This is a genomic window from Bacillus sp. HMF5848, assembly GCF_003944835.1.
Classification (GTDB): Bacteria; Bacillota; Bacilli; order Bacillales; family HMF5848; genus HMF5848.
Genome location: NZ_RWIV01000001.1, coordinates 2,912,740 through 2,933,482 on the forward strand (window position 1 = coordinate 2,912,740; position 20,743 = coordinate 2,933,482).

Here is a 20,743-nt window from a genome sequence, read left to right on the forward strand (position 1 = left end):
GTCTAGTTATTTACCTTAACCATAGACGGGCGAATGACGCGATCTTTTAACTTGTAACCTTTTTGGAACTCTTCAATCACAGTGTTTGCTGGATAATCTGAATTGTCCTCCTGCATCACAGCTTGATGAAGATGTGGATCAAATTGTTCTCCGACAGCTTGAATAGCTTCAACACCTTCTTTAGTTAAAGCATCTAATAGCTGGCGATAAACCATTTCCATCCCTTTCATTAGCGATTTACTTGCATCATCAGTAGCTTCTACTTTCATCGCTCTTTCAAAGTTATCCAATGCTGGTAAAATATCATTAATTAAGCTTTGTGCTCTATATTTTTCAGCCGCCTCCATGTCAAGTCGTACACGGCGTCGATAGTTGTCAAAATCAGCTTGTAAGCGGAGTAAACGATTTTCGGTTTCCTCTAGCTTTGCTGTTAGTTCAGTTACTTGTGCACTTTCATTTTGACTAGCTGTATCAGTATCTCTAATTTGCTCAACATCACTTGTATTAGTGTCGCTTGGTTCAACTTGAGCATCAACTTGTTCGTTAGCTTCATTTTCTAGTTCATTCTGATCTGCGACAGTTTTTTCGTTTTCCACAAGTGTTCACCTCCCTTAAAAGCTTCTACATCCTTATGAATAGTAATGAGTCCATATTTTGAAGGTGGAAATATCCACCTTCATCCAATATATCCATTCCTAATCACTTTGATACAAATCGTCAAATACCTTCGATAAGTCGGTCGTTAGTAGCTTCAGCATTGCAACAACTCGAGAATATTCCATTCGTGTTGGACCTAACAAAGCAATAGTCCCAAGCTGATCACCACCTAATGAATATGTGGCAGTAATTAAGCTGCAATTCTCAATTTCTTGAATATTGTTTTCACGACCAATTTTTATCTGAATGCCTGCCCCATTGGATCGTATTAAAGAATATACATCCTGCTCTCGATCAATAAATCTAAGCAACGAACGCACTTTTTCAACGTCATGAAACTCCGGCTGTGATAACATGTTTGTTTTTCCACTTAGAAATAGCTTTTCGGCTTGATCTAAATCAAAGGTTTGTACAATTGCCTGTAGCATACTGTCATAATTATGGATATGTCGCTTTAAAATTTTGAAAACCTCAAGGTACATTCGATCACGTAAATCAACTAACGGTACACCCACTAATTGTTCATTTAGTATATTAACGAGTTTTTCTACCTCTGCTGGGTTAATTTGCTGAGAAAACGTGATTGTTTTGTTTTGCACATGTCCCTTATCAGTGACAATGATCGCAACAGCAGTGTCTTTACTAATAGGAATAATTTGCAAACTCCGTAACTTATTTTCTTTTAAAGCTGGACCTAACGAAATAGCAGTATAATTCGTTATATCCGACAAAATTTGCGCTGATTTTTGTAAAAGCTTCTCTAATTCAAACAAGCGCTCTGAAAATATCGACTTGAGCTTAACAATATCATTATTCATTAGATGCTGCGATTGAAAAAGCAGGTTATCAACATAAAATCGATAGCCTTTTTCAGAAGGCACTCGCCCTGATGATGTGTGTGTCTTTTCAAGAAAACCAAGATCTTCCAGATCAGCCATTTCATTACGAATTGTAGCTGAACTAAAACTAATATCTTCTTTTTTAGACAAAACCCTCGAGCCCACCGGTTGAGCAGACTGAATAAAATCATCAATAATAACCTTCAAAATCAACAGTTGTCGTTCTGAAAGCATGACTCATCACCCCTGTTAGCACTCTTATCTAACGAGTGCTAAATCTAATATATAAATTAACAAATCAGAATGTCGATGTCAATGTAAACGTCTGAATTAATTAAGAAAAGATGTTGTCAGTCTCATAGTAAAAATGATTGAAAAACTTCATTTCCAAGTAACTTTCCCTTTGAAGTTAAGGCAACATGATTTACGTCGTTTACTATAAGCCCTTTATCTAGTAAATCTTCAAGCTGTTTACTATATACTTCATCAAGAGTTACATTGTATCTTTCAAAAAATACTTTTTTCGACACTCCTGATATTTTTCGTAAGCCAAGAAACATTTCTTCTTCCATTTTTTCCTCTTTAGAAATCACTTGTTCCGAGGATGTAAACCTTTGCTGGTGATTGACTGCATCAATGTATTTCTGTACTGGTCCAATATTCGCTTTACGCTTGCCATTAACATAGCTATGAGCACCAGCACCAAACCCATAATACTCCTCATTTCCCCAGTACAATAAGTTGTGCTTTGATTCAAATCCTGGCAAAGCAAAGTTACTAATTTCATATTGCTTCAATCCATTCTCATCTAGTTTTTCCATGAGAACTTCATACATTGTTGCTTCATCTTCTTGTGGCGGTAGATGAAGCTTACCTTTATTTTGCAAGTTGTAAAAAACAGTTTTCGGCTCAACAATTAATGAATAAGCTGAAACATGTTGAATTTGCAACGATAATGCACGTTCAATAGAATTCTTAAATGAATCTAGAGTTTGGGTAGGCAATCCAAACATTAAATCGATATTAATATTGTTAAATTCATGCTCTTTTAAGAGCGAAACAATGTTTTCAACATGTTCACTTGTATGTGTTCTCCCTATTTGCTTCAATTCATCCACTTGAAAAGATTGAACGCCCACACTAAGTCGATTAACTCTTCCCTCTTTTAAAACTCGAACCTTTTCAACATCAAGACCATCAGGATTTGCCTCAAAAGTGTATTCCACATTATCATCCGTTAAAGGAAGTAAATTGGATTTTATTATGCCGAGTAAACGCTCAAGCTGTAATGTATTTAAAGCAGTCGGCGTGCCTCCTCCTACATAAATAGACTGTAGCTTTTTTGTAGGGTATGTTTTTAAAGTAATTTTCATCTCTTCTTCTAGAGAAGTTAAATAATCATCGACTGGTTGTCTGTGTAAAAATACCTTGTTAAAGTCGCAATAATGACATATATGTTCACAAAAGGGTATGTGAATATAAGCTCCTTTCACAGCTAACACCTCTCTTCATGTAATGATGAAAAACCGCAGAAACCATGTTCTGCGGTTTGTTAATAGAATACTTTACTTGTTTGAGTTATTATCATCCATTCGCAATACAGCCATGAACGCTTCTTGCGGCACTTCGACCGAACCAACAGATTTCATACGCTTTTTACCTTCTTTTTGCTTTTCTAAAAGCTTACGTTTACGAGAAATGTCACCGCCGTAACATTTCGCAAGAACATTTTTACCCATCGATTTAATCGTAGAACGCGCCACAATTTTTTGTCCAATCGCTGCTTGTATTGGCACCTCAAATTGTTGACGTGGGATTAACTCCTTAAGTTTATCAACAATAACTTTCCCACGATCATACGCTGCATCTCTGTGAACAATAAATGAAAGTGCATCCACTTTTTCAGCATTTAACAGAATATCCATTTTCACAAGCTTAGATGGCTTATAGCCGATTAGTTCATAATCAAACGATGCATAGCCTTTTGTGCTTGATTTAAGCTGATCAAAAAAGTCATAGACTATTTCTGAAAGCGGCATGTCGTATATAATACTCACGCGATTAGCATCTAGATATTGCATATTGATAAAATTACCACGTTTATTTTGACACAACTCCATGACAGCACCTACATAATCATTAGGCACCATCATAGTCGCTTTAACATACGGTTCTTCAACTCTTTCAATTTTCTGAGGATCCGGCATATTCGACGGATTATCTACACGCAACTCCTCGCCATCGGTTAAGAAGATATTATAAATAACACTTGGAGCTGTTGTGATTAAGTCGATTTTGAATTCGCGTTCGATTCGCTCTTGGATGATTTCCATATGCAATAACCCAAGGAATCCACATCTGAAACCAAAGCCTAACGCTTGTGACGTTTCAGGCTCAAACTGCAGTGCGGCATCATTCAACTCTAGCTTTTCTAGAGCGTCACGCAAATCGTTGTATTTGGCAGTATCAATTGGATACAATCCACAGAATACCATTGGGTTTAATTTACGATATCCCGGCAACGGTTCTGTTGCACCCTTGTAGGCACTTGTAATAGTATCCCCCACACGTGTATCAGACACATTTTTAATTGAGGCTGTTAAAAATCCAACGTCACCAACAGTCAATTCATCTTGTAACAATGCTTTTGGCGTGAATACTCCCAATTCTGTTACTTCAAACTCTTTACCTGTTGCCATCATTTTTACTTTGTCGCCAATTTTAACAGTACCTTCGACTACACGAATATAAGCTACTACCCCACGGTAAGGGTCATACAACGAATCGAAGATCAAAGCTTTTAGTGGCGCTTCAGGGTCGCCTGTAGGCGCTGGAACCTTCTGCACAACTTGTTCTAAAATTTCTTCAATACCAATCCCAGCTTTTGCTGAGGCCAATACTGCTTCAGACGCATCTAAACCAATGACATCTTCAATCTCTTGACGTACTCGCTCTGGCTCTGCAGCCGGTAAATCGATTTTATTAATTACAGGTAATATTTCTAAATCGTTGTCTAATGCTAAATACACATTAGCTAACGTTTGCGCTTCAATACCTTGTGCAGCATCTACAACTAGCACAGCTCCTTCACAAGCCGCTAAGCTACGGGATACTTCATAAGTGAAGTCGACATGCCCCGGTGTATCTATTAAATGAAAAATGTATTCTTCTCCATCTTTAGCTTTGTACTTTAACTGCACTGCATTTAATTTGATAGTAATACCGCGTTCACGCTCTAAATCCATTGAATCAAGCAACTGATTCTTCATCTCACGTTGTGTGAGAGCAGATGTTTTTTCTAAAATACGATCAGCTAGTGTTGATTTACCATGGTCTATATGAGCTATAATTGAAAAGTTACGTATTTTTTCTTGTCGTTTTAATCGTGCTTCACGATTACTCATTTTACAATCACTCCTACTAATGGGCAAAACATACTAGCATTGATTATAGCAGTCTCCATATCAAGATTCAATGAAAACAGGTACGTAAATAATATAAACAATAAACCGGCCTCTAACTAGAAGAGAAGCCAGTTTATTTTGTACGGTATTTTAGAGATACAAGTTCATAAAATGCTGTTATTGTATATCCAATATATAAACCTCTACTCTTTTTCCAATTGTGATATTCCCACACCTAAAGGAACGGATTTCTCGTTCAAGATTTTTATGTGATTTTATTTACAAGTATTTCAAAAAGTGATGCTAATAAGTTACCAACAGCTTGAAAAGCATTTGTCATGATGGCAGAAAGCTTTTTGCCAAGCATAGAAAAAAAATTAAACGCACGCATTTCTTCTAACTGTTGTTTTTTTTCAGATATATCATGACTTGTAATTTGCCGCCCAAGTACATTGGCTTCATAATCACCATTGTTGTTTAACTCCACTCGTAAAGCACTCTGTAAAGTAGGGTCATCATAACCCTTCATCTTTTTCAACCCAACATTGGCTTGCTGCATGCCTAAAATAACTCCGACAAATAATATAGTAACAACGAGTAAGGTCTTTAATAAAAACTTCACCATAGCCTCGTCTCCTTATGTCGTTAACTTTTACTTTGATCACTATTTTGTGGTACATATACCATTTCGGCTTGCCAGTAAAACTCACTAAATACATCAGCAAAAGCTTCCGCTGACCGATACAATTCTTCAAAATTATTGTCTACGCCACCAAATTCGACTAAAAGCGCGTTATTTGATAAATCTTGATTAAATACACCATTTGTTCCTTGTCCAGCTTTTTCAATAATTCCTCGGCTAAGCCCGGGATATTTTTCTTCTAACAATTCATGTAGCCTCTTTGCAATTGCAGTATTCTTTTCATAATTCGGATTTTCCCCACCTACGATAAAAGCAAGTCTAGCATACGGTTTATTATTGATTGTAACTGTGGTTTTATCTTTACGAAATCCATCTCTATGAATATCAATAACATAATGAATATCACGGTTTTTTGTTAGGGCCGCCTCTAACACTGACCTCGATTGCTTGTATGCACTCGAATACTCCCAACCTTTATTAAGTAATTGCTCCATCACATCTGTTGTATCTAATTGAGTACCAATTCCACGTTCAACAAGCTCCTCTTGCAGCTTTTTCCCTACTGCTGTTACATTCACTTCATCATGAAACGCATTATTGGCATTGGAAGTATCAACATTTTTCAAATGTGGAAAGTACGATTCACGCGTATGTGTATGATATATAAACACGACATCTTTCCCATCCGTCGTTTGACTAGGTGTTACTGGCTGTTGAGATGGAGGTGGTTCTGGTGTAATCGCATCTAGTGACGCTTCACGTTCAGCCATAATTACTTCTAAAGGTGGTGCTGATTCATATGGCATGGTAGTATAATCTGTACCTTCACCAGCTACAAGAATCTTTCCATCAAACAAACTAAAGCCAGGTAATTCATTCCCAAGAAAGCTACGAGGATCTTTTGGGTTTATACTAGTAGCAATCTCTACTAACACATCACTAATAGAGTTTTCTTCCCTCTTAGGAATTTGCGAAGCTAAATATCTATTTTCTAAGCCAACTACTTGCACAAACCGATCAATGGAAATCGTATGGATGATCGATTTCAATGGCTTAATTTGCTGATTCAGTTGAACAAGCGCCATGGTACTTGCTAATGAAATCATAAAAAACATACCTATAACGATGAGGAAAACTCCTCTCGTTAGGCTAACATCATACCAAATTAACCGCGATTGTAATCTATGTTTCATCCTATCATTCCTTTCTCCAGTCCCTCTATTACACTCTATGAATAAACTAGAGAAAGTAGAACCACTCTACTAAGCCTATTAATATAATCTCTGAATCAAATACTCTTAAAGGCAACAACGAGAAAAAGAGCAGAACTTGAAAGTACGACACCTATTATATATGCCCAATAGTTTATGCCTGCCGACAACACGTCGCGCTTTACGACCATACGCCCTTTCAAAGGATGTGAATGTTTAAAGTGTTGGTGTCCAAGTGTGTCGTCTTTATTAGCTTTAAAATGCGGGCTTGTGTTTTCTGGATGTCAGGACTTCTGACGGCTTGAACGGTCTAGTGTCGACAACGCGACATAATGATTAATGCGTATACATACCATAGTTGTCATCATCAATCTCCCGATGAAGCGCAACATTAAGACCAGAAGCAACTACATTTGCCATATCTTCAATAAATGTATCCACTTCTTTTGGTGTAACCATTAAGTTGTGCCCAAGTGGTGACAAGACTTCGTGTATTAATCGCCGCTTTTCTTGCTCTGTTAATGTACCTATGATTCCTAAATATGTTTGCTTTTCTGTTTCATCTGGTAAATCTTCATCTGTGAGCACACGCTTCTCACCAAACGTCATTCCCGCTGGAGTCAAAGAATTAGATGGCTTTTGACCTTCCTTAGTTTCTCTACCAAAATGCTTTAAAATGTAATCAATTGTATCGCTAGTAATAGCTACAGCGTCTACAACGGTGGGAATACCAATGGCGATAACAGGAATCCCCAATGTTTCTTGACTAAGCTCTTTTCGTTTATTGCCCACTCCAGATCCGGGATGTATCCCTGTATCAGACACTTGGATAGTTGAGTTAACTCTCTCAAGGTTTCTAGCTGCTAACGCATCAATAGCTATGACAAAATCAGGTTTACTTTTATCAATAACACCTCTAATAATGTCACTTGTTTCAATACCTGTAATACCCATCACACCTGGAGCGATTGCACTAACTGGTCGAAAATCTCGATCTACTCGCTCAGGCTGCAAATCAAATAAGTGCTTAGTAATTAATAAATTTTCCACAGCCATCGGGCCAAGAGCATCTGGTGTCACGTTCCAATTTCCTAAGCCCACTATTAAACAGCTCGCATTATCGTTAATACCAAGCTGTTGAATAAACTTTCTAATTTCTTTAGCAAAAACATGCTCAACTTTTTGTTGAAGCTCTGTATCTTGTTGTCGAATTCCTTGTACTTCTAGTGTTAAATAATTCCCTTCTTTTTTCCCAATAACATTTGCACCTTCAGCCGTTATTTTCACAGTCGAGACTTTAATACCCTCTTCATCTCGCTCTTTAATAATGACGCCTTCCACTGCTTTTGTTTGCTGTTTACTAACTTTCGCTTTCATATCAACAGCCATCTCATGGGCTTCGATCGCTAAATCAGTTCGCACATTATAAACACTTAGATCTACTTGATTACTCAAGGAAATCCCCTCCTCATTTGCCACTTTTTGTTGATTAGTATGACCTAAAATAAATAAAAACATGCATATACGTTCAATTGTTAATCTTGCTATTGAAAAAGTCGTTAACGTTTGATAGAATGTTTCTTGTTCTGTAAAAATGTATTTTGATCAAATATAGAAATCAAAATACATAAAAAAGATATGCTTGAAGCATTATATGTTGCTTCAAAGCAAGCACACCAAAAAGACAAATGGAGCTTTAGTTAAAAACGAAGCTAAACCATGTATACTCGATTTGGATAACCATATTGGGAGGTGAAAAACATGCCAAATATTAAATCTGCTATTAAACGTACAAAGCAAAATAACGAGCGTCGTGCACATAACACTACTGTAAAGTCTGCTATGCGTACAGCTGTTAAAAACTTTGAAGCTTTAGTAAACACTAACGATTTAGAAAACGCAAAAACAGCTTACGTTGTTGCTGCTAGTAAGCTTGACAAAGCTGCACAAAAGGGCTTAATTCATAAAAACATGGCTAGTCGTCAAAAATCTCGTTTAGCTAAAAAATTGAACAACCCTACAGTATAATAAAAACGACCAGCACATGGTCGTTTTTTTTCTTTTCTTATAGGTTCTACTCTTAAATAACTGTGGATATCTTCTATTTCAACTATTCATATGCTTGCATAGATGTATATGTATGTTAAACCTGTGTGTTGTTTTTCGCTACGCTACGTGATACCGTATAGCACGTTTAACATAGCCTTCTAATAAAAATAATAAGTAAACACAACTAAAAGCACCTGCGCTTAAAATCTCCGGTTTATACAGATCTCACCTCTACAAAAAAAACACAGATAGCTATAATTACTAGCTAACTGCGCTTCTATTTGCAAGCTTCATTAAAAATAATTCTACTATAACTTGTTCATCCATTGCACCTGTTTTCATATTATAGTCTGCCTCTGCCAAATGCTGAATAATTTGCTGTAATTGTTGTTCAGAGAATTGATGACTTTGCTCGGCAGCTAGCTTGACCCTAAACGGATGCACCCGTAACTTAGAAGCAATTTGTGCTTGTCCGTATCCTGCTTTCGCTAATGTCTTCACTTGAAAAATTAAGCGAAACTGCCCTGCAATCATGAGTAAAATTATAAATGGTTTTTCATTGCGGCGAAGTAAATCATAAAAAATTTCTAAAGCATGAGGAAGTCTGAGATGTACCACTTCATTGATGAGTGTAAATATGTCCTGCTCTAGAGTTCGAGCTACAAGTTGCTTAACAATGCTTGACGTTAAAATACCTTGTTCTCCTAAATATAAAGAAAGCTTATCGACCTCATTTGCAATTAACGCCATATCACCACCTGTCATCTCAAGTAAAAGTGATAGCGCTTGTTTTTCAGCTTGTATATTGTTATGACTTAACTTATCCTCTACCCAATGAATCATATCACGTTCCTGCATCGGCTTCGCTTCATACAAAACAGCTTGTTTCTTTAAAGCTTTAACAATCTTTTTCCGTTCATCAAGCTTCTCATACGGGGCTACAATAATAACAATGGTGAATGGAGAAGGTGTTTGTATGTATTGTTCTAAGACTTGAATATTATGTTCAAGCTTTTCTTTTTTCTTTTCAGCAGTTAAGAAATACGGATTACGTATGATAACAACGCGTCTTTCCCCAAAAAACGGCAAGGTTTCCGCATCCTCAACAGCTACTTGCACAGGTGTTTCGTCCATGTCATATATAGCTAAATTGAGTTCTTTTTCTTCTGCTGATAAAGATGCCTGAATAATTTTCTTTTCACTTTCATGTAAAAGAAATTCATCTTTTCCATATAAGAAGTATAATGATGACAACTGTTTTTTTGATACTTTAATCATGATGTGCTCCTCTATTATTTCTTCTTACAAATATTGTACCAACAGAAAAGGGAATTGACCATAGAAAATCAATTCCCTGTTTATTTAAACATTGATACATACGTCCCGGGTATCATACGTACCAACGATTATATCGTTTGCCGCTTTTTTTTACGAGCAATTCGTTCTTGTTGCTCGTAACTATATTGTGCGTTACAAAATAAGAACTATTTGTGACAACTCTTGTCAACAAAGGAAACATTCCAATACAAAGGAATAAGTAGTAATACATATCATAAACTAACCGGTAAAGGACATTTATCCGTAACAAATTCTTTATTTTTTCACTTATTTCACTTATACTTAATATGAAACAGGAGGGGTATGTGTGAACGAATTTGAAAAAAATGTCCAAAGTAAACGAAATGACGCTGTAGATTCTGGTGTTGGTTTTATTGTATCATTCGGATTTTTCACAACGTTATTTATTATCGCAACTGTTATTAAACTTCTTGGTTAAACACATCCTACATATGATGAACGGAAAAGAGGCTACCTAGTTTGTAGCCTCTTTATCATTCATCCAGAAAAAAACACCTTTTTTACGTACATATCGATACACTATAGCACCATTTAGATCAGTCCTTAGTATTGTAGTGTCACTATTCCTTAGCCTCTTAAGAACATCCCTGTTTGGATGATTATACAAGTTATGACGTCCAACCGATATTAAAGCATACGTTGGCATTATCCGCTCTAAAAAAGCGGCACTGGTAGAGGTTTTACTGCCATGATGAGCAACCTTCAACACATCTGCTCGTAGCAAGGGATAATGCTGAAGCAACGCTTTTTCTTGACTTTCAGGGATATCTCCTGTAAACAACCAAGCCTTCCCTCCTAAAGTTGCATATATGACGAGAGATCCCTCATTTTCATCTTGCTCGGTCCCGAATGGAGCTAAAATAACAAACGAATTATTTCCCACTTTCCAATAATCGCCTGCACCTCCGATTTCTACAAACGATGCGTCATGAATAATATTTTGTTCAAGTACTGAATACTGCGCGGTCTCCCCTATTAATACTGTTTCGACCTTAAAACATTTCATAATAGATGAATATGAGCCTGCATGATCATAATCTCCGTGAGAAATGATAAGTTTATCAATTTTTCGCACACCAATTGATTGTAAAAAAGGCGTAACGATCTTTTCCCCAACATCAAAGTCTGATCTTGCTTGAGTAAATGCTAACGAACCTCCCGTATCAAGTACATACACTGCTTTACGATACGGCAAAGATATTACAATGCAATCTCCTTGCCCAACATCAAGCATATATACATATCCAAAAGGATTTAATTTGTATTGATTAGCATGAATTGTCAGCAAAGTAACTAGCAATAACACTCCGCATATGGATTTCTTTGTATTATTTTGTTCAATACACACAAATAGATAAATAATACAAAACCCATATGCAAATATGACAGCCATATACGGTTTGCCCAGCACCACATTAATACCTGGAACTTGAACAGCCTTAAATAATAAAATATTGCTACCATATAAAATAAGTTGGAGCAACAAAGCTATTAAGTTTCCTAAAAAAGGATGAACAAAGCTCACTATAAAACTAATCCAACTTATAGGCAAAATAAGCAAAGAGAATATTGGCACAAAAATCATGTTCATGAGAAGGGAAATTAACGATATTTTATAAAAATAGAACGTTATTATTGGCAATGAACTGATCTGAGCAATAGCAGACACGTAGAGGAGTATAACGAAGGGATGCTTACATTTAACAGATGACATAGTTAAAATTAAACAAATGGTAACAACAAACGACAGCTGAAACCCGATTTGAAAAAGGGTATACGGGTTGTTAACAAGAATAATCAAACATGCAATACTAACACTGTCGAGCACTGTAAACCACTTTTGCTTTGTAATGTAACTTAATAAAACCAGCATCATCATTATAGTAGCTCGTAACACCGACGGAGCTCCACCAGCTAAAGCTGCATAAACTGGCAAGAGAAAACATAAAATAACGGCTGCGTTTTGCCTTGTTGCACCAATACGAATCATTGCATAAAAGCTTACGCCGAAAATAATGTTAATGTGTAGCCCTGATATCGCCAAAATATGGACAATGCCTAAAGCTTCATACGCATTAATAGTTTCTTTAGCTAGATTCTCTCGATAACCAAATAGCAAAGCTTGTATAATTGGGGCCACTTCTTCCGAGAACACACTATGTATATGTGAGATTGCATGCTGTCTTGCCGAAAGAATTAAGAAATGAATATTATGAGAGGAAGGGTAACATGATGAAGGTAGAGAGGTTCCGATAAATTCCCAATATATTGACTGATGATATAAATATTCGCGATAATTAAAGCTATTAGGATTTCGAGAATTACTTGGAGGTTTCAAAGAACCTTTAAACTCACAAATATTACCTGTTGATACTAATTTTTTTATACTCTCATGTTCATTTTCACTTTGAGTATAAAACCTATACATTAGCTTTTCTTTTGTATAACTATCTTTTATAACAAATGAAATGGAGTTTGATTGATTTTCCGGAACAGAATACACAATGCCAGTTATAAAAGTTGTTTTCTCATCCAACTTTGTTACATGACCATCCTCTTGTAAGGTCATGTATCCGACACTAATTAAAATAGCTATAATAATACATAAAGCGGCTTTTTTAGGAAGCCGCCATTTTATAAATAAAAGCAACAATATAGCAGCACATATGGGTAAAAAGGACGGATTATACGTTGCCCATATACTCACACACACGGCGAGAGTTAAATAAATTACATATCCTCTCATATTACTTACCTTACTAGCGGCATATGAACAACTTCTATATTTTTCAAAAATAACTCGTTGTATGGGTTTGGATAACTGTCACGATACACTATTCGTATAATACCTGCTTGCGCCAGTGTCTTTGCGCACTTTTCACATGGTTCATGAGTGACATATGCCGTAGCACCTCTTAGGTCATGACGCTCAGCGTGTATGACCGCATTCTCTTCTGCATGAAGTGTACGTATACAGCGTCCTTGCTCGTTAATGAGACATCCAACCTCTTCACAGTGCTCATGACCATGAATAGAACCATTATAGCCTGTTGATACGATATGCTTATCTTTTACTACCACACAACCAACATTAAGGCGCGGACATGTTGATCTTGTTGCAACTGCACTTGCGATATCTAAAAAATACTCATCCCAGCTTTTACGCGTCATATCATTCTCTTCCCCCTATATTTTTTTATAAGTTTACTCTGTTTCGACAGCTTCCGCAACGTGATTTTTAATATAATGTAATGTAATCTTTAAGCTGCTCAAATGTTTTTTCCCCAATACCATTAACATTCAACAATTCTTCTAAAGTACCAAAAGGACCATTTACATTCCGATAATCTACTATTGCCTCTGCCTTTACTTGACCAACTCCGGGTAGTGTCATTAATCGCTTCACGTCTGCATAATTTAGAGAGACTTTATCAGATTTTTCTTGAATATAATCGGATGATTCTCCTTTTTCAGGCACATAAATAACCATTTCGTCATGAACACGTTGTGCTAAATTTACGTAATTTTCGTCAGCCTTTTCTGTGAATCCCTCAGCAATCCTTACAATATCTATTACTCTGCTTTCAGATGTCACTTCATATACTCCTGGATGTTTCACAGCGCCCTTTATGTCAACAAAAATTTTCTCTATTTCAGTTACTAAAGTATCAGATGTAAATTGTGTTTCATCCATAGTTTCTGCTTGTATTAAAGCATACTCACCGGCATCTTGTTTTGAAAAAAATGCGAAGTAAATAATAAACGCTAAACCAATAACAATTAGCACCATTATCAGCCTAGTACTCCTCACTAACAAACACCTCCATATTCATATCATAATTTTTAATATCTAGTCATATGGTGTATGAGAGACAAATCAAAAAGGAGGGGGACCATTGAAAATCGGAATTATCGGAACAGGAAACATGGGCACAATTATTCTTGAAGCCTTTATTGAGTCGTTAGCTGTAGCACCATCCAATTTGATTATTACTAATCGAACGATTCAAAAAGCATATACACTTCAACAGGCATACCCAGATATACAAGTTGTAGCGAGTCCCAAAGAAGTGGCACAGTTAGCTGATATTATTTTCGTATGTACAAAGCCACTTGATATAAATCCATTACTTGCTTCTATTGCAGAAGAACTTGTCCCTGAAAAAACAATTGTATCAATTACAAGTCCGATATCGGTGGAACAGCTTGAATCGGCTGTCAATTGTCAAGTGGTTCGAGCCATTCCTAGCATTACAAATCGGGCCTTAGCCGGCGTCTCACTTCTCACATTCGGAAACAGATGTAAACAACAAACTAAAGATTATGTAAATGGACTTTTCTCACAAATTTCAACGACCATTGAAATTGAAAATGACATTACTAGGGTATCCTCAGATATAGTAAGCTGTGGACCAGCATTTATTAGTTTTATACTTCAGGATTTTATTCGAGCAGCTGTAGCGGAGACAAAAATTTCAACCGAAACCGCTACTTCACTTGTAAGTGGTATGATGATTGGTTTTGGAAAGTTGTTAGAAAAAGAAGTGTTTACACTCTCTACATTACAGGAGAAGGTGTGTGTAAAAGGCGGTATAACAGGTGAAGGAATAAAAGTGCTTGAACAAGAACTCGGTCCAGTATTTAACCATCTTTTTCAAGCTACACACAGAAAGTATAGAGAAGATCTTAATGAAGTTTCACATCAGTTCCAGCCATATGAGGACTAGTACTACCTATATTGTACAAAACAACCACTAAAAAAGAGTCAAGAATTTTGAACATTTCTTGACTCTTATTATTTTTATTTTTTCCGAGCACAAAAGAATATTCGTTCATCATTGTCCGTTAAGGTATCGCTAAAGTCACCTGACACTTGAAGCATTTCAAAGCCTTCTTCTTGAAGCCACGTTTGAAATGCTCCCACCTCAAATGTTCGCTGAACATGATACTCTTCAAAACGTTCATATAAGCCGTTTTCACGCTGTATAAAGAATGTTAAATCATGTTCAACCATCAAAGGTAGGTCCCCCGCATAACAATGCCAAATATATGACGCTTCGTCATTTGTATCCGCAAACACACCGTCCGTTAAAATATGCTCTATTTTGTGCGAGGAATGCACATCAAATAAAAACAAACCACCAGGCTGTAAATGCTTATATACTTGTTTAAAAGTGGCCTGTACGTTTTGCTCATCAGTAATATAATTTAATGAGTCACAAAAAATTATAATACAATCAAAGTTTGTGTGGAGTTCGAAGTTCGTCATGTCTTGTTCATAAAGTGACACATTAGATAATCCGTTCTCTTGTAACTTTTGTGAAGCTACAGTAAGCATATCAGCAGATAGATCTATACCCGTTAAGTTGTATTTATCACGTGACAGAATAGTTAGCAATTCGCCTGTGCCACAGCCAAGTTCAAGGATTTGTAACATTTCATTTTCCTTTTCTGTGTAATAACGAGAAAGTTGTTGTTTTAAGTAGCTCGCCCAACTTTCATAAGGTACTTCATTCATGAGTAAATCATAAATATAGGCGAATTTGTTATAACTCATGCTTGCAGCAACTCTGATACATTTTCACGAGAAGCATCGCCCCATAATCTCTCTAAATTATAATAGCCACGCTCTTCTTTATGGAACACATGAACAATAACGTCACCTAAATCAATTAAAATCCATCGAGCTTCGTCATATCCTTCCATTCTTTTTACGTTAATACCTTGCTCCGATGCTTTATCTTTTAGCTCATTTGCGATTGCTTGTACTTGACGGTCTGATCCTCCATGACATATTACAAAGTAATCCGCAATTAGGGACACACCTTTCATATTGAGAATAACAATATCCTCAGCTCTTTTATCATCTACTGTCTTAACAGCTAAAGTCAATTTTTCACGTTCAATCATGAAATGTCCTCCTTGTGATTTATAATTAAATCATTATATAAAGCTAACGTATCTGGATATATAGCTTGGTCTTTCTTTAACAAGTACAGAATTGTTTGTGTCACAGCATAGTGTAAAACTGCGTGGATAGATTGCTTTGCTAAATCCCTTGCTTCTTCCACACCTGGAAACTGCCTGCCTGGCTCAATATAGTCAGCCACATAAATAACTTTTTCTAGCATCGTCATATTTGCTCTTCCAGATGTATGATATTTTATGGCAGATAAAACAGATGTGTCGCTTATTCCTACTTCTTTTTCGACTAAATAGGCACCTACCGGCGCATGTAACAACTCTGATGAATGAAATAGTAATTGTTCATCCATTTGTTGTTCGACAACAATTTTGCGCATTTCTTTTTTTGATCGATATTTTGCATAGTCATGAAAAATGGCAGCTAATTCTGCCTGTTTTTCATCCACACCATATCTTTGTGCCAATTCAATTGCTGACTCAACCACACCTAACGTATGTTGATATCGGTGGTCCGTAAGTTGCTGTTTTACGATATGTAACGCTTCCGTTCTATCCATACAAGTCCTTCTCCTTTATAAAGTCTTCCACTTCTCCTGGTAATAAGAAGGTTGTATTTTCCCTATTTTTAAAACGTCTGCGTAACATAGATGATGACACATCAAACAAGGGAGCATCAACCTCTAACACCGGGTATTCAGTAGCTACCGTGTAACCCGGCCTTTTGACTGCCACAAAAGTTATTAAATCAAATAACTCATCCACTTTATACCAATTGGGTAAGTATTCTACCATATCCGCCCCAATAATAAAATGAAAATCTACTCCCGGATGTAAAGAAATCAATTCACACAACGTATCGTATGTAAATGATTTGCCTTGTCGTAAAAGCTCGATTGTTTCAACACGAAATGCAGAGTAATTTTTAATAGCTAGCTCTAGCATTTTTACACGTTCATCATTTGTCGCCACCGGTACTCCTACTTTATGAGGTGGTATATTATTTGGCATAAACCACACTTCCTCAAGAGAAAGTGCACTCCTAACCTCGGCTGCCATTAGCAAATGACCAAAATGGGGAGGATCAAATGTACCCCCTAAAATACCAATTTTTCTCATAAAAATCACAACCGTTACTTAGGTAAATTTAACTTTTTATTTTCGCGTGACTCTTTATAAAGGACAATTGTGTTTCCTATAACTTGAACAAGTTCCGCCTCTGCACCCTCACTTAAGCTTTGTGCTACTTCATCACGGTCTTCTTCACAGTTTTGTAATACACTAACCTTTAGAAGTTCTCTTGCTTCTAAAGCATCGCTTATTTGTTTAATCATATTTTCTGAAACACCGCCTTTTCCAACTTGAAAGATCGGTGTTAAATGATGTGCCTCTGCACGTAAATATCTTTTTTGTTTTCCTGTTAACATGAGTTTATTTACCTCCTAGAGCTCTTATGACAACCTGTGCCATTCTATCCGTATCTGGTTTGTGACCTGTCCATTTTTCAAAAGCAAGTGCACCTTGTTGGATAAACATAGGGATGCCATTTTGGACAGTGGCACCTCTTTCTTTTGCCTCACGCAAAAGCTTTGTTTGAAATGGATTATATATTATATCACTCACAATAGAAGGTAGCTTCAAATTATGTAGTGATAAAGGGGAAGCGTCTATATTGGGATGCATGCCAACCGAAGTCGTATTAATAATAACGTCATATTGCTCCAATGCAACTTCCGCTTCTTGAATAGTCAATGCTTTTGATAATATTCTATGAGAGTCACTATCAATAATCTCCCTAGCATTATCAATAGTTCTATTACATATATCTATAGAGGTTGCTCCTAAATGAGCGAACGTTATATAAATAGCTCGAGCGGCCCCTCCTGCTCCTATAATAAGAATTTTTTTGGAAAGTATTTGTGTATCTAAATTACGAAGCCCAACAAAGAACCCTTGTCCATCTGTATTATATCCGATAAGCCTCCCAGCGTCGTTCACAACAGTGTTGACAGCACCAATTTGCTGAGCTACTTCATCAACTTCATCCAACAAAGGTAGAATAGCTACTTTATGTGGAATCGTTACATTAAATCCCGCTACATTTAAAGCCTTTAAGCCTTCAACAGCTGAAGCTAGCTTGTGTTTTTCCACTTTAAAAGCATGGTAATATGCATCAATATGTAATGCTTGAAACATATCATTATGCATAACAGGTGATAAAGAGTGAGCAATCGGCGCCCCTATAACACCATACAATTTTTTCATAGACGTTCCCCCCATTTACTTCGCTAGATTAACGAAGGACGCGTAATGACACTAACACCTTTAGGGACGTGTGCAACAACCTGTGCGCCAGCCTCTACTGTAACCCAACCTAATCCTGAAAAAACAATATCTGTTTTTTCTTCTTTTATTGAAAAGTTATGAGCAACCAGTGGTGGAAACTTATCTATATCTTCTTTGCCAGGTGGTGTTAACAACTCTCCCTTCTGACGATTATACAGTTCATCCGCTTTTTCAAGCTTTGTGCGGTGAATGATTAGTTGATTTGATACGTGACAAATAAGTGCTCGTCTTCCCCCTGCTACGTAATCAAAACGTGCTACGCCACCAAAGAACAACGTCTGTCGCTCATTTAATTGAAAAACTTTAGGTTTTATTTCTGAGCGCGGAGTTATAATTTTTAATTCATTTTTATTTACATAGTGCGCCATTTGGTGATGATTTATTATCCCTGGTGTATCATAGATGGCTTTATCATCATCAAGAGGAATTTCAATTAAATCTAACGTTGTTCCCGGAAAATGAGAGGTTGTAATTACATCCTTTTCCCCTGACACACGTTGTATGATAGCATTAATAAATGTTGATTTCCCTACATTTGTACAGCCAACTACGTAAACATCCTGTTCTTTTCGATAGTACTCTATTGCTTGAATCGCTTCATCTAAGCCTTGCTTTTTGTCTGCACTCACTAATAGCACATCTATAGGCTTTAAACCTAATTCCTTAGCAGCACGACGCATCCATTGAATGACTTTTGAACTCTTGACAGACCTAGGCAATAAATCAGCTTTGTTTCCAATTAATAAAATAGGATTATTTCCAACGAAACGATGTAAGCCTGGTAACCAACTACCGTTAAAATCAAAAATATCAACAATCTTAACAATTAAACCGTTGCTTTGGCCTAAACCATTCAAGATTTTTAGAAAGTCATCATCTGTTAGTGATACATCTTGTATCTCATTATAGTGTTTTAAGCGAAAACATCTCTGACATATAATTGTTTCCTTATTAAGAGCTGAAGCTGGAGCGAAACCAATTTCCTTTTCGTCATTAGTTTGAATAGGTACTCCGCACCCAGCACAAATTAATTTCTCTTCCAATGTATTATTCCTCCCAATACAGCATCCCTTTACGTTTCATCCACGCAAACAGCTTTCTTTCAATAGATCGGTTTATTCTTGTCATGACGCCATCTGATTGTGACACGGGTACAACTAGAATAGTATGCAATCCACTGCGATTTCCACCAAGTACATCAGTTAATATTTGATCACCTATAACAACAACCTCATTACCACGAAGTTTCATGTCAGTTAGAGCCCGTCTAAATGCTCGTCCCATCGGCTTTCTCGCCTCATAAATGAACGGTGTTCCTAACGGGTCGGCAAAGTCTTTTACACGCTTTTCGTTATTATTTGAAACAATTGTAAGTAAAATCCCTTGTTGCTGTACTTTCTTAAACCACGCAATTAGCTCCGGAGTCGCATCAGGTCGATCCCATTCCACCAGCGTATTGTCAAGGTCAGTAATAATACCTTTTATACCCCGGTCCTTTAGTTTTATTGGGTCAATATCAAATATAGAATTTACATGTTCATCAGGTAAAAATAGCTTTAACAAGTATGTACACCTCATTTTTGAATCTTTTCGCTACCATTATAACATCTTAACGGAAACTCTTAAGAGAAGGAAGTATAATCGACAAGATTCGTTTATTTATTCTTATTTTTACCGTATTTTAAAAAACTTTTCGACAAAGATTAATAAATTTCAACACCTGTGGATAAACTTATTCACAATACACACATTGAAAATTCTACACTTCTTAACAATATTAACAAGTTACACACAACTTATCCACTGCACCATGTGGATAATTAGAACGGTTGTTCTGCAAATAAAATCGTGTTAGAGTAAAAATACACCAAAGAAATTACTAATATATGCTAATAAATTTATTAATATTCGTCATTACATTTAAAAAAGAGGTGAACGGCGATACGCCACGTACTATGAGAAAATTATCAGACGAGCTTCTCATTGAATCTTATTACAAAGCACTTGAGTTAAAATTAAGTGATGAATTCATCGAGTTAATTGCTAGTGAAATTCGTCGACGTCGACTAACACACGTGATTTTAGCATCATAAGCTTCATTATAAGGAACCGTCTTCACATTACATACTTCTAATTACACTAAAAACTACTACTAACTCTACTTTCGGTCCTCATAGCTGTAGTTGGGAATAACATGACACTCAGAGCTGCAGCCAAATACAATATAAGACCCTATCATTACGAAAAGACTGATTCAATGCTGAATCAGTCTTTTCGTAAATTTTATTAAATTGTTACTGTTTATGTCTATAT

23 protein-coding genes are annotated in these 20,743 nt (G+C 36.5%); 4 read left to right on the forward strand and 19 right to left on the reverse strand.

The window, feature by feature from the left end; translation table 11 throughout:
* Positions 1-2 precede the first annotated feature (2 nt).
* The 7 genes from grpE to gpr form a co-directional block, all read right to left on the reverse strand.
* Complete coding sequence (gene grpE / locus EJF36_RS14010; protein WP_125906914.1) at positions 3-596, reverse strand: nucleotide exchange factor GrpE; 594 nt, start codon at positions 594-596, stop codon at positions 3-5.
* A gap of 99 nt (positions 597-695) precedes the next feature.
* Positions 696-1,730 carry a heat-inducible transcriptional repressor HrcA gene (gene hrcA, locus EJF36_RS14015; protein ID WP_125906915.1) on the reverse strand — a complete coding sequence of 345 codons (1,035 nt, stop codon included), beginning with the start codon at positions 1,728-1,730 and terminating at the stop codon, positions 696-698.
* A gap of 122 nt (positions 1,731-1,852) precedes the next feature.
* Positions 1,853-2,989, reverse strand: a complete 1,137-nt coding sequence (gene hemW / locus EJF36_RS14020) for a radical SAM family heme chaperone HemW (protein WP_125906916.1) — start codon at positions 2,987-2,989, stop codon at positions 1,853-1,855.
* A gap of 72 nt (positions 2,990-3,061) precedes the next feature.
* Positions 3,062-4,900, reverse strand: a complete 1,839-nt coding sequence (gene lepA, locus EJF36_RS14025; protein WP_125906917.1) for a translation elongation factor 4 — start codon at positions 4,898-4,900, stop codon at positions 3,062-3,064.
* 265 nt (positions 4,901-5,165) lie between these two features.
* Entirely contained in the window at positions 5,166-5,525 is a 360-nt protein-coding gene (locus EJF36_RS14030) for a YqxA family protein (RefSeq protein ID WP_125906918.1), read from the reverse strand.
* Positions 5,526-5,545: 20 nt separating this feature from the next.
* A complete protein-coding gene (gene spoIIP / locus EJF36_RS14035) occupies positions 5,546-6,736 on the reverse strand; it encodes a stage II sporulation protein P (protein WP_125906919.1) in 1,191 nt (396 codons plus the stop codon).
* Positions 6,737-7,090: 354 nt separating this feature from the next.
* The gene (gene gpr, locus EJF36_RS14040; protein ID WP_125906920.1) at positions 7,091-8,209 is read right to left on the reverse strand and encodes a GPR endopeptidase; all 1,119 of its coding nucleotides are present in this window, start codon (positions 8,207-8,209) and stop codon (positions 7,091-7,093) included.
* A gap of 306 nt (positions 8,210-8,515) precedes the next feature.
* Here gpr and rpsT point away from each other — a divergent pair, with 306 nt between their 5' ends.
* Positions 8,516-8,782 (forward strand): 30S ribosomal protein S20, encoded by a 267-nt coding sequence (gene rpsT, locus EJF36_RS14045; protein WP_125906921.1) that lies wholly within the window; start codon positions 8,516-8,518, stop codon positions 8,780-8,782.
* Positions 8,783-9,064: 282 nt separating this feature from the next.
* Here the strand turns inward: rpsT and holA are convergent, their stop codons facing one another.
* On the reverse strand, positions 9,065-10,081 hold the full coding sequence (holA, locus tag EJF36_RS14050) for a DNA polymerase III subunit delta (protein WP_125906922.1): 1,017 nt from the start codon (positions 10,079-10,081) through the stop codon (positions 9,065-9,067).
* A 367-nt stretch (positions 10,082-10,448) separates the two neighbouring features.
* Here holA and EJF36_RS14055 point away from each other — a divergent pair, with 367 nt between their 5' ends.
* Positions 10,449-10,580: a YqzM family protein gene (locus EJF36_RS14055; RefSeq protein WP_125906923.1), complete on the forward strand. Its 132-nt coding sequence runs from the start codon at positions 10,449-10,451 to the stop codon at positions 10,578-10,580.
* Between the two features lie 36 nt (positions 10,581-10,616).
* On the opposite strand, the gene EJF36_RS14060 is transcribed toward EJF36_RS14055, so the two are convergent.
* From EJF36_RS14060 to EJF36_RS14070, 3 genes are all read right to left on the reverse strand, one after another.
* Complete coding sequence (locus EJF36_RS14060) at positions 10,617-12,908, reverse strand: DNA internalization-related competence protein ComEC/Rec2 (RefSeq protein ID WP_125906924.1); 2,292 nt, start codon at positions 12,906-12,908, stop codon at positions 10,617-10,619.
* 5 nt (positions 12,909-12,913) lie between these two features.
* On the reverse strand, positions 12,914-13,333 hold the full coding sequence (locus tag EJF36_RS14065; protein WP_125906925.1) for a deoxycytidylate deaminase: 420 nt from the start codon (positions 13,331-13,333) through the stop codon (positions 12,914-12,916).
* A 67-nt stretch (positions 13,334-13,400) separates the two neighbouring features.
* Entirely contained in the window at positions 13,401-13,952 is a 552-nt protein-coding gene (locus EJF36_RS14070; protein ID WP_125906926.1) for a helix-hairpin-helix domain-containing protein, read from the reverse strand.
* 106 nt (positions 13,953-14,058) lie between these two features.
* On the opposite strand from EJF36_RS14070, the gene comER reads away from it, so the two are divergent.
* Positions 14,059-14,889, forward strand: coding sequence for a late competence protein ComER (gene comER / locus EJF36_RS14075; RefSeq protein WP_125906927.1), 831 nt, complete (start codon positions 14,059-14,061; stop codon positions 14,887-14,889).
* A gap of 74 nt (positions 14,890-14,963) precedes the next feature.
* Here the strand turns inward: comER and EJF36_RS14080 are convergent, their stop codons facing one another.
* From EJF36_RS14080 to EJF36_RS14115, 8 genes are read right to left on the reverse strand one after another with little or no spacing between them, the layout of a single operon-like run.
* Positions 14,964-15,719 (reverse strand): class I SAM-dependent DNA methyltransferase, encoded by a 756-nt coding sequence (locus EJF36_RS14080; RefSeq protein ID WP_125906928.1) that lies wholly within the window; start codon positions 15,717-15,719, stop codon positions 14,964-14,966.
* A complete protein-coding gene (gene rsfS, locus EJF36_RS14085; RefSeq protein WP_125906929.1) occupies positions 15,716-16,072 on the reverse strand; it encodes a ribosome silencing factor in 357 nt (118 codons plus the stop codon). The genes EJF36_RS14080 and rsfS overlap by 4 nt, the downstream gene beginning before the upstream one ends.
* Positions 16,069-16,644, reverse strand: a complete 576-nt coding sequence (gene yqeK, locus EJF36_RS14090) for a bis(5'-nucleosyl)-tetraphosphatase (symmetrical) YqeK (RefSeq protein WP_125906930.1) — start codon at positions 16,642-16,644, stop codon at positions 16,069-16,071. The genes rsfS and yqeK overlap by 4 nt, the downstream gene beginning before the upstream one ends.
* The gene (locus EJF36_RS14095) at positions 16,637-17,203 is read right to left on the reverse strand and encodes a nicotinate-nucleotide adenylyltransferase (protein ID WP_125906931.1); all 567 of its coding nucleotides are present in this window, start codon (positions 17,201-17,203) and stop codon (positions 16,637-16,639) included. The genes yqeK and EJF36_RS14095 overlap by 8 nt, the downstream gene beginning before the upstream one ends.
* 14 nt (positions 17,204-17,217) lie before the next feature.
* On the reverse strand, positions 17,218-17,511 hold the full coding sequence (gene yhbY, locus EJF36_RS14100) for a ribosome assembly RNA-binding protein YhbY (RefSeq protein ID WP_125906932.1): 294 nt from the start codon (positions 17,509-17,511) through the stop codon (positions 17,218-17,220).
* A 4-nt stretch (positions 17,512-17,515) separates the two neighbouring features.
* On the reverse strand, positions 17,516-18,349 hold the full coding sequence (aroE, locus tag EJF36_RS14105) for a shikimate dehydrogenase (RefSeq protein WP_125906933.1): 834 nt from the start codon (positions 18,347-18,349) through the stop codon (positions 17,516-17,518).
* A 23-nt stretch (positions 18,350-18,372) separates the two neighbouring features.
* Positions 18,373-19,473, reverse strand: a complete 1,101-nt coding sequence (gene yqeH, locus EJF36_RS14110; protein WP_125906934.1) for a ribosome biogenesis GTPase YqeH — start codon at positions 19,471-19,473, stop codon at positions 18,373-18,375.
* 4 nt (positions 19,474-19,477) lie between these two features.
* Positions 19,478-19,993 (reverse strand): YqeG family HAD IIIA-type phosphatase, encoded by a 516-nt coding sequence (locus tag EJF36_RS14115; protein ID WP_260471907.1) that lies wholly within the window; start codon positions 19,991-19,993, stop codon positions 19,478-19,480.
* Between the two features lie 392 nt (positions 19,994-20,385).
* On the opposite strand from EJF36_RS14115, the gene EJF36_RS14120 reads away from it, so the two are divergent.
* Positions 20,386-20,523 carry a sporulation histidine kinase inhibitor Sda gene (locus EJF36_RS14120; RefSeq protein WP_125908391.1) on the forward strand — a complete coding sequence of 46 codons (138 nt, stop codon included), beginning with the start codon at positions 20,386-20,388 and terminating at the stop codon, positions 20,521-20,523.
* Positions 20,524-20,743: the final 220 nt, after the last annotated feature.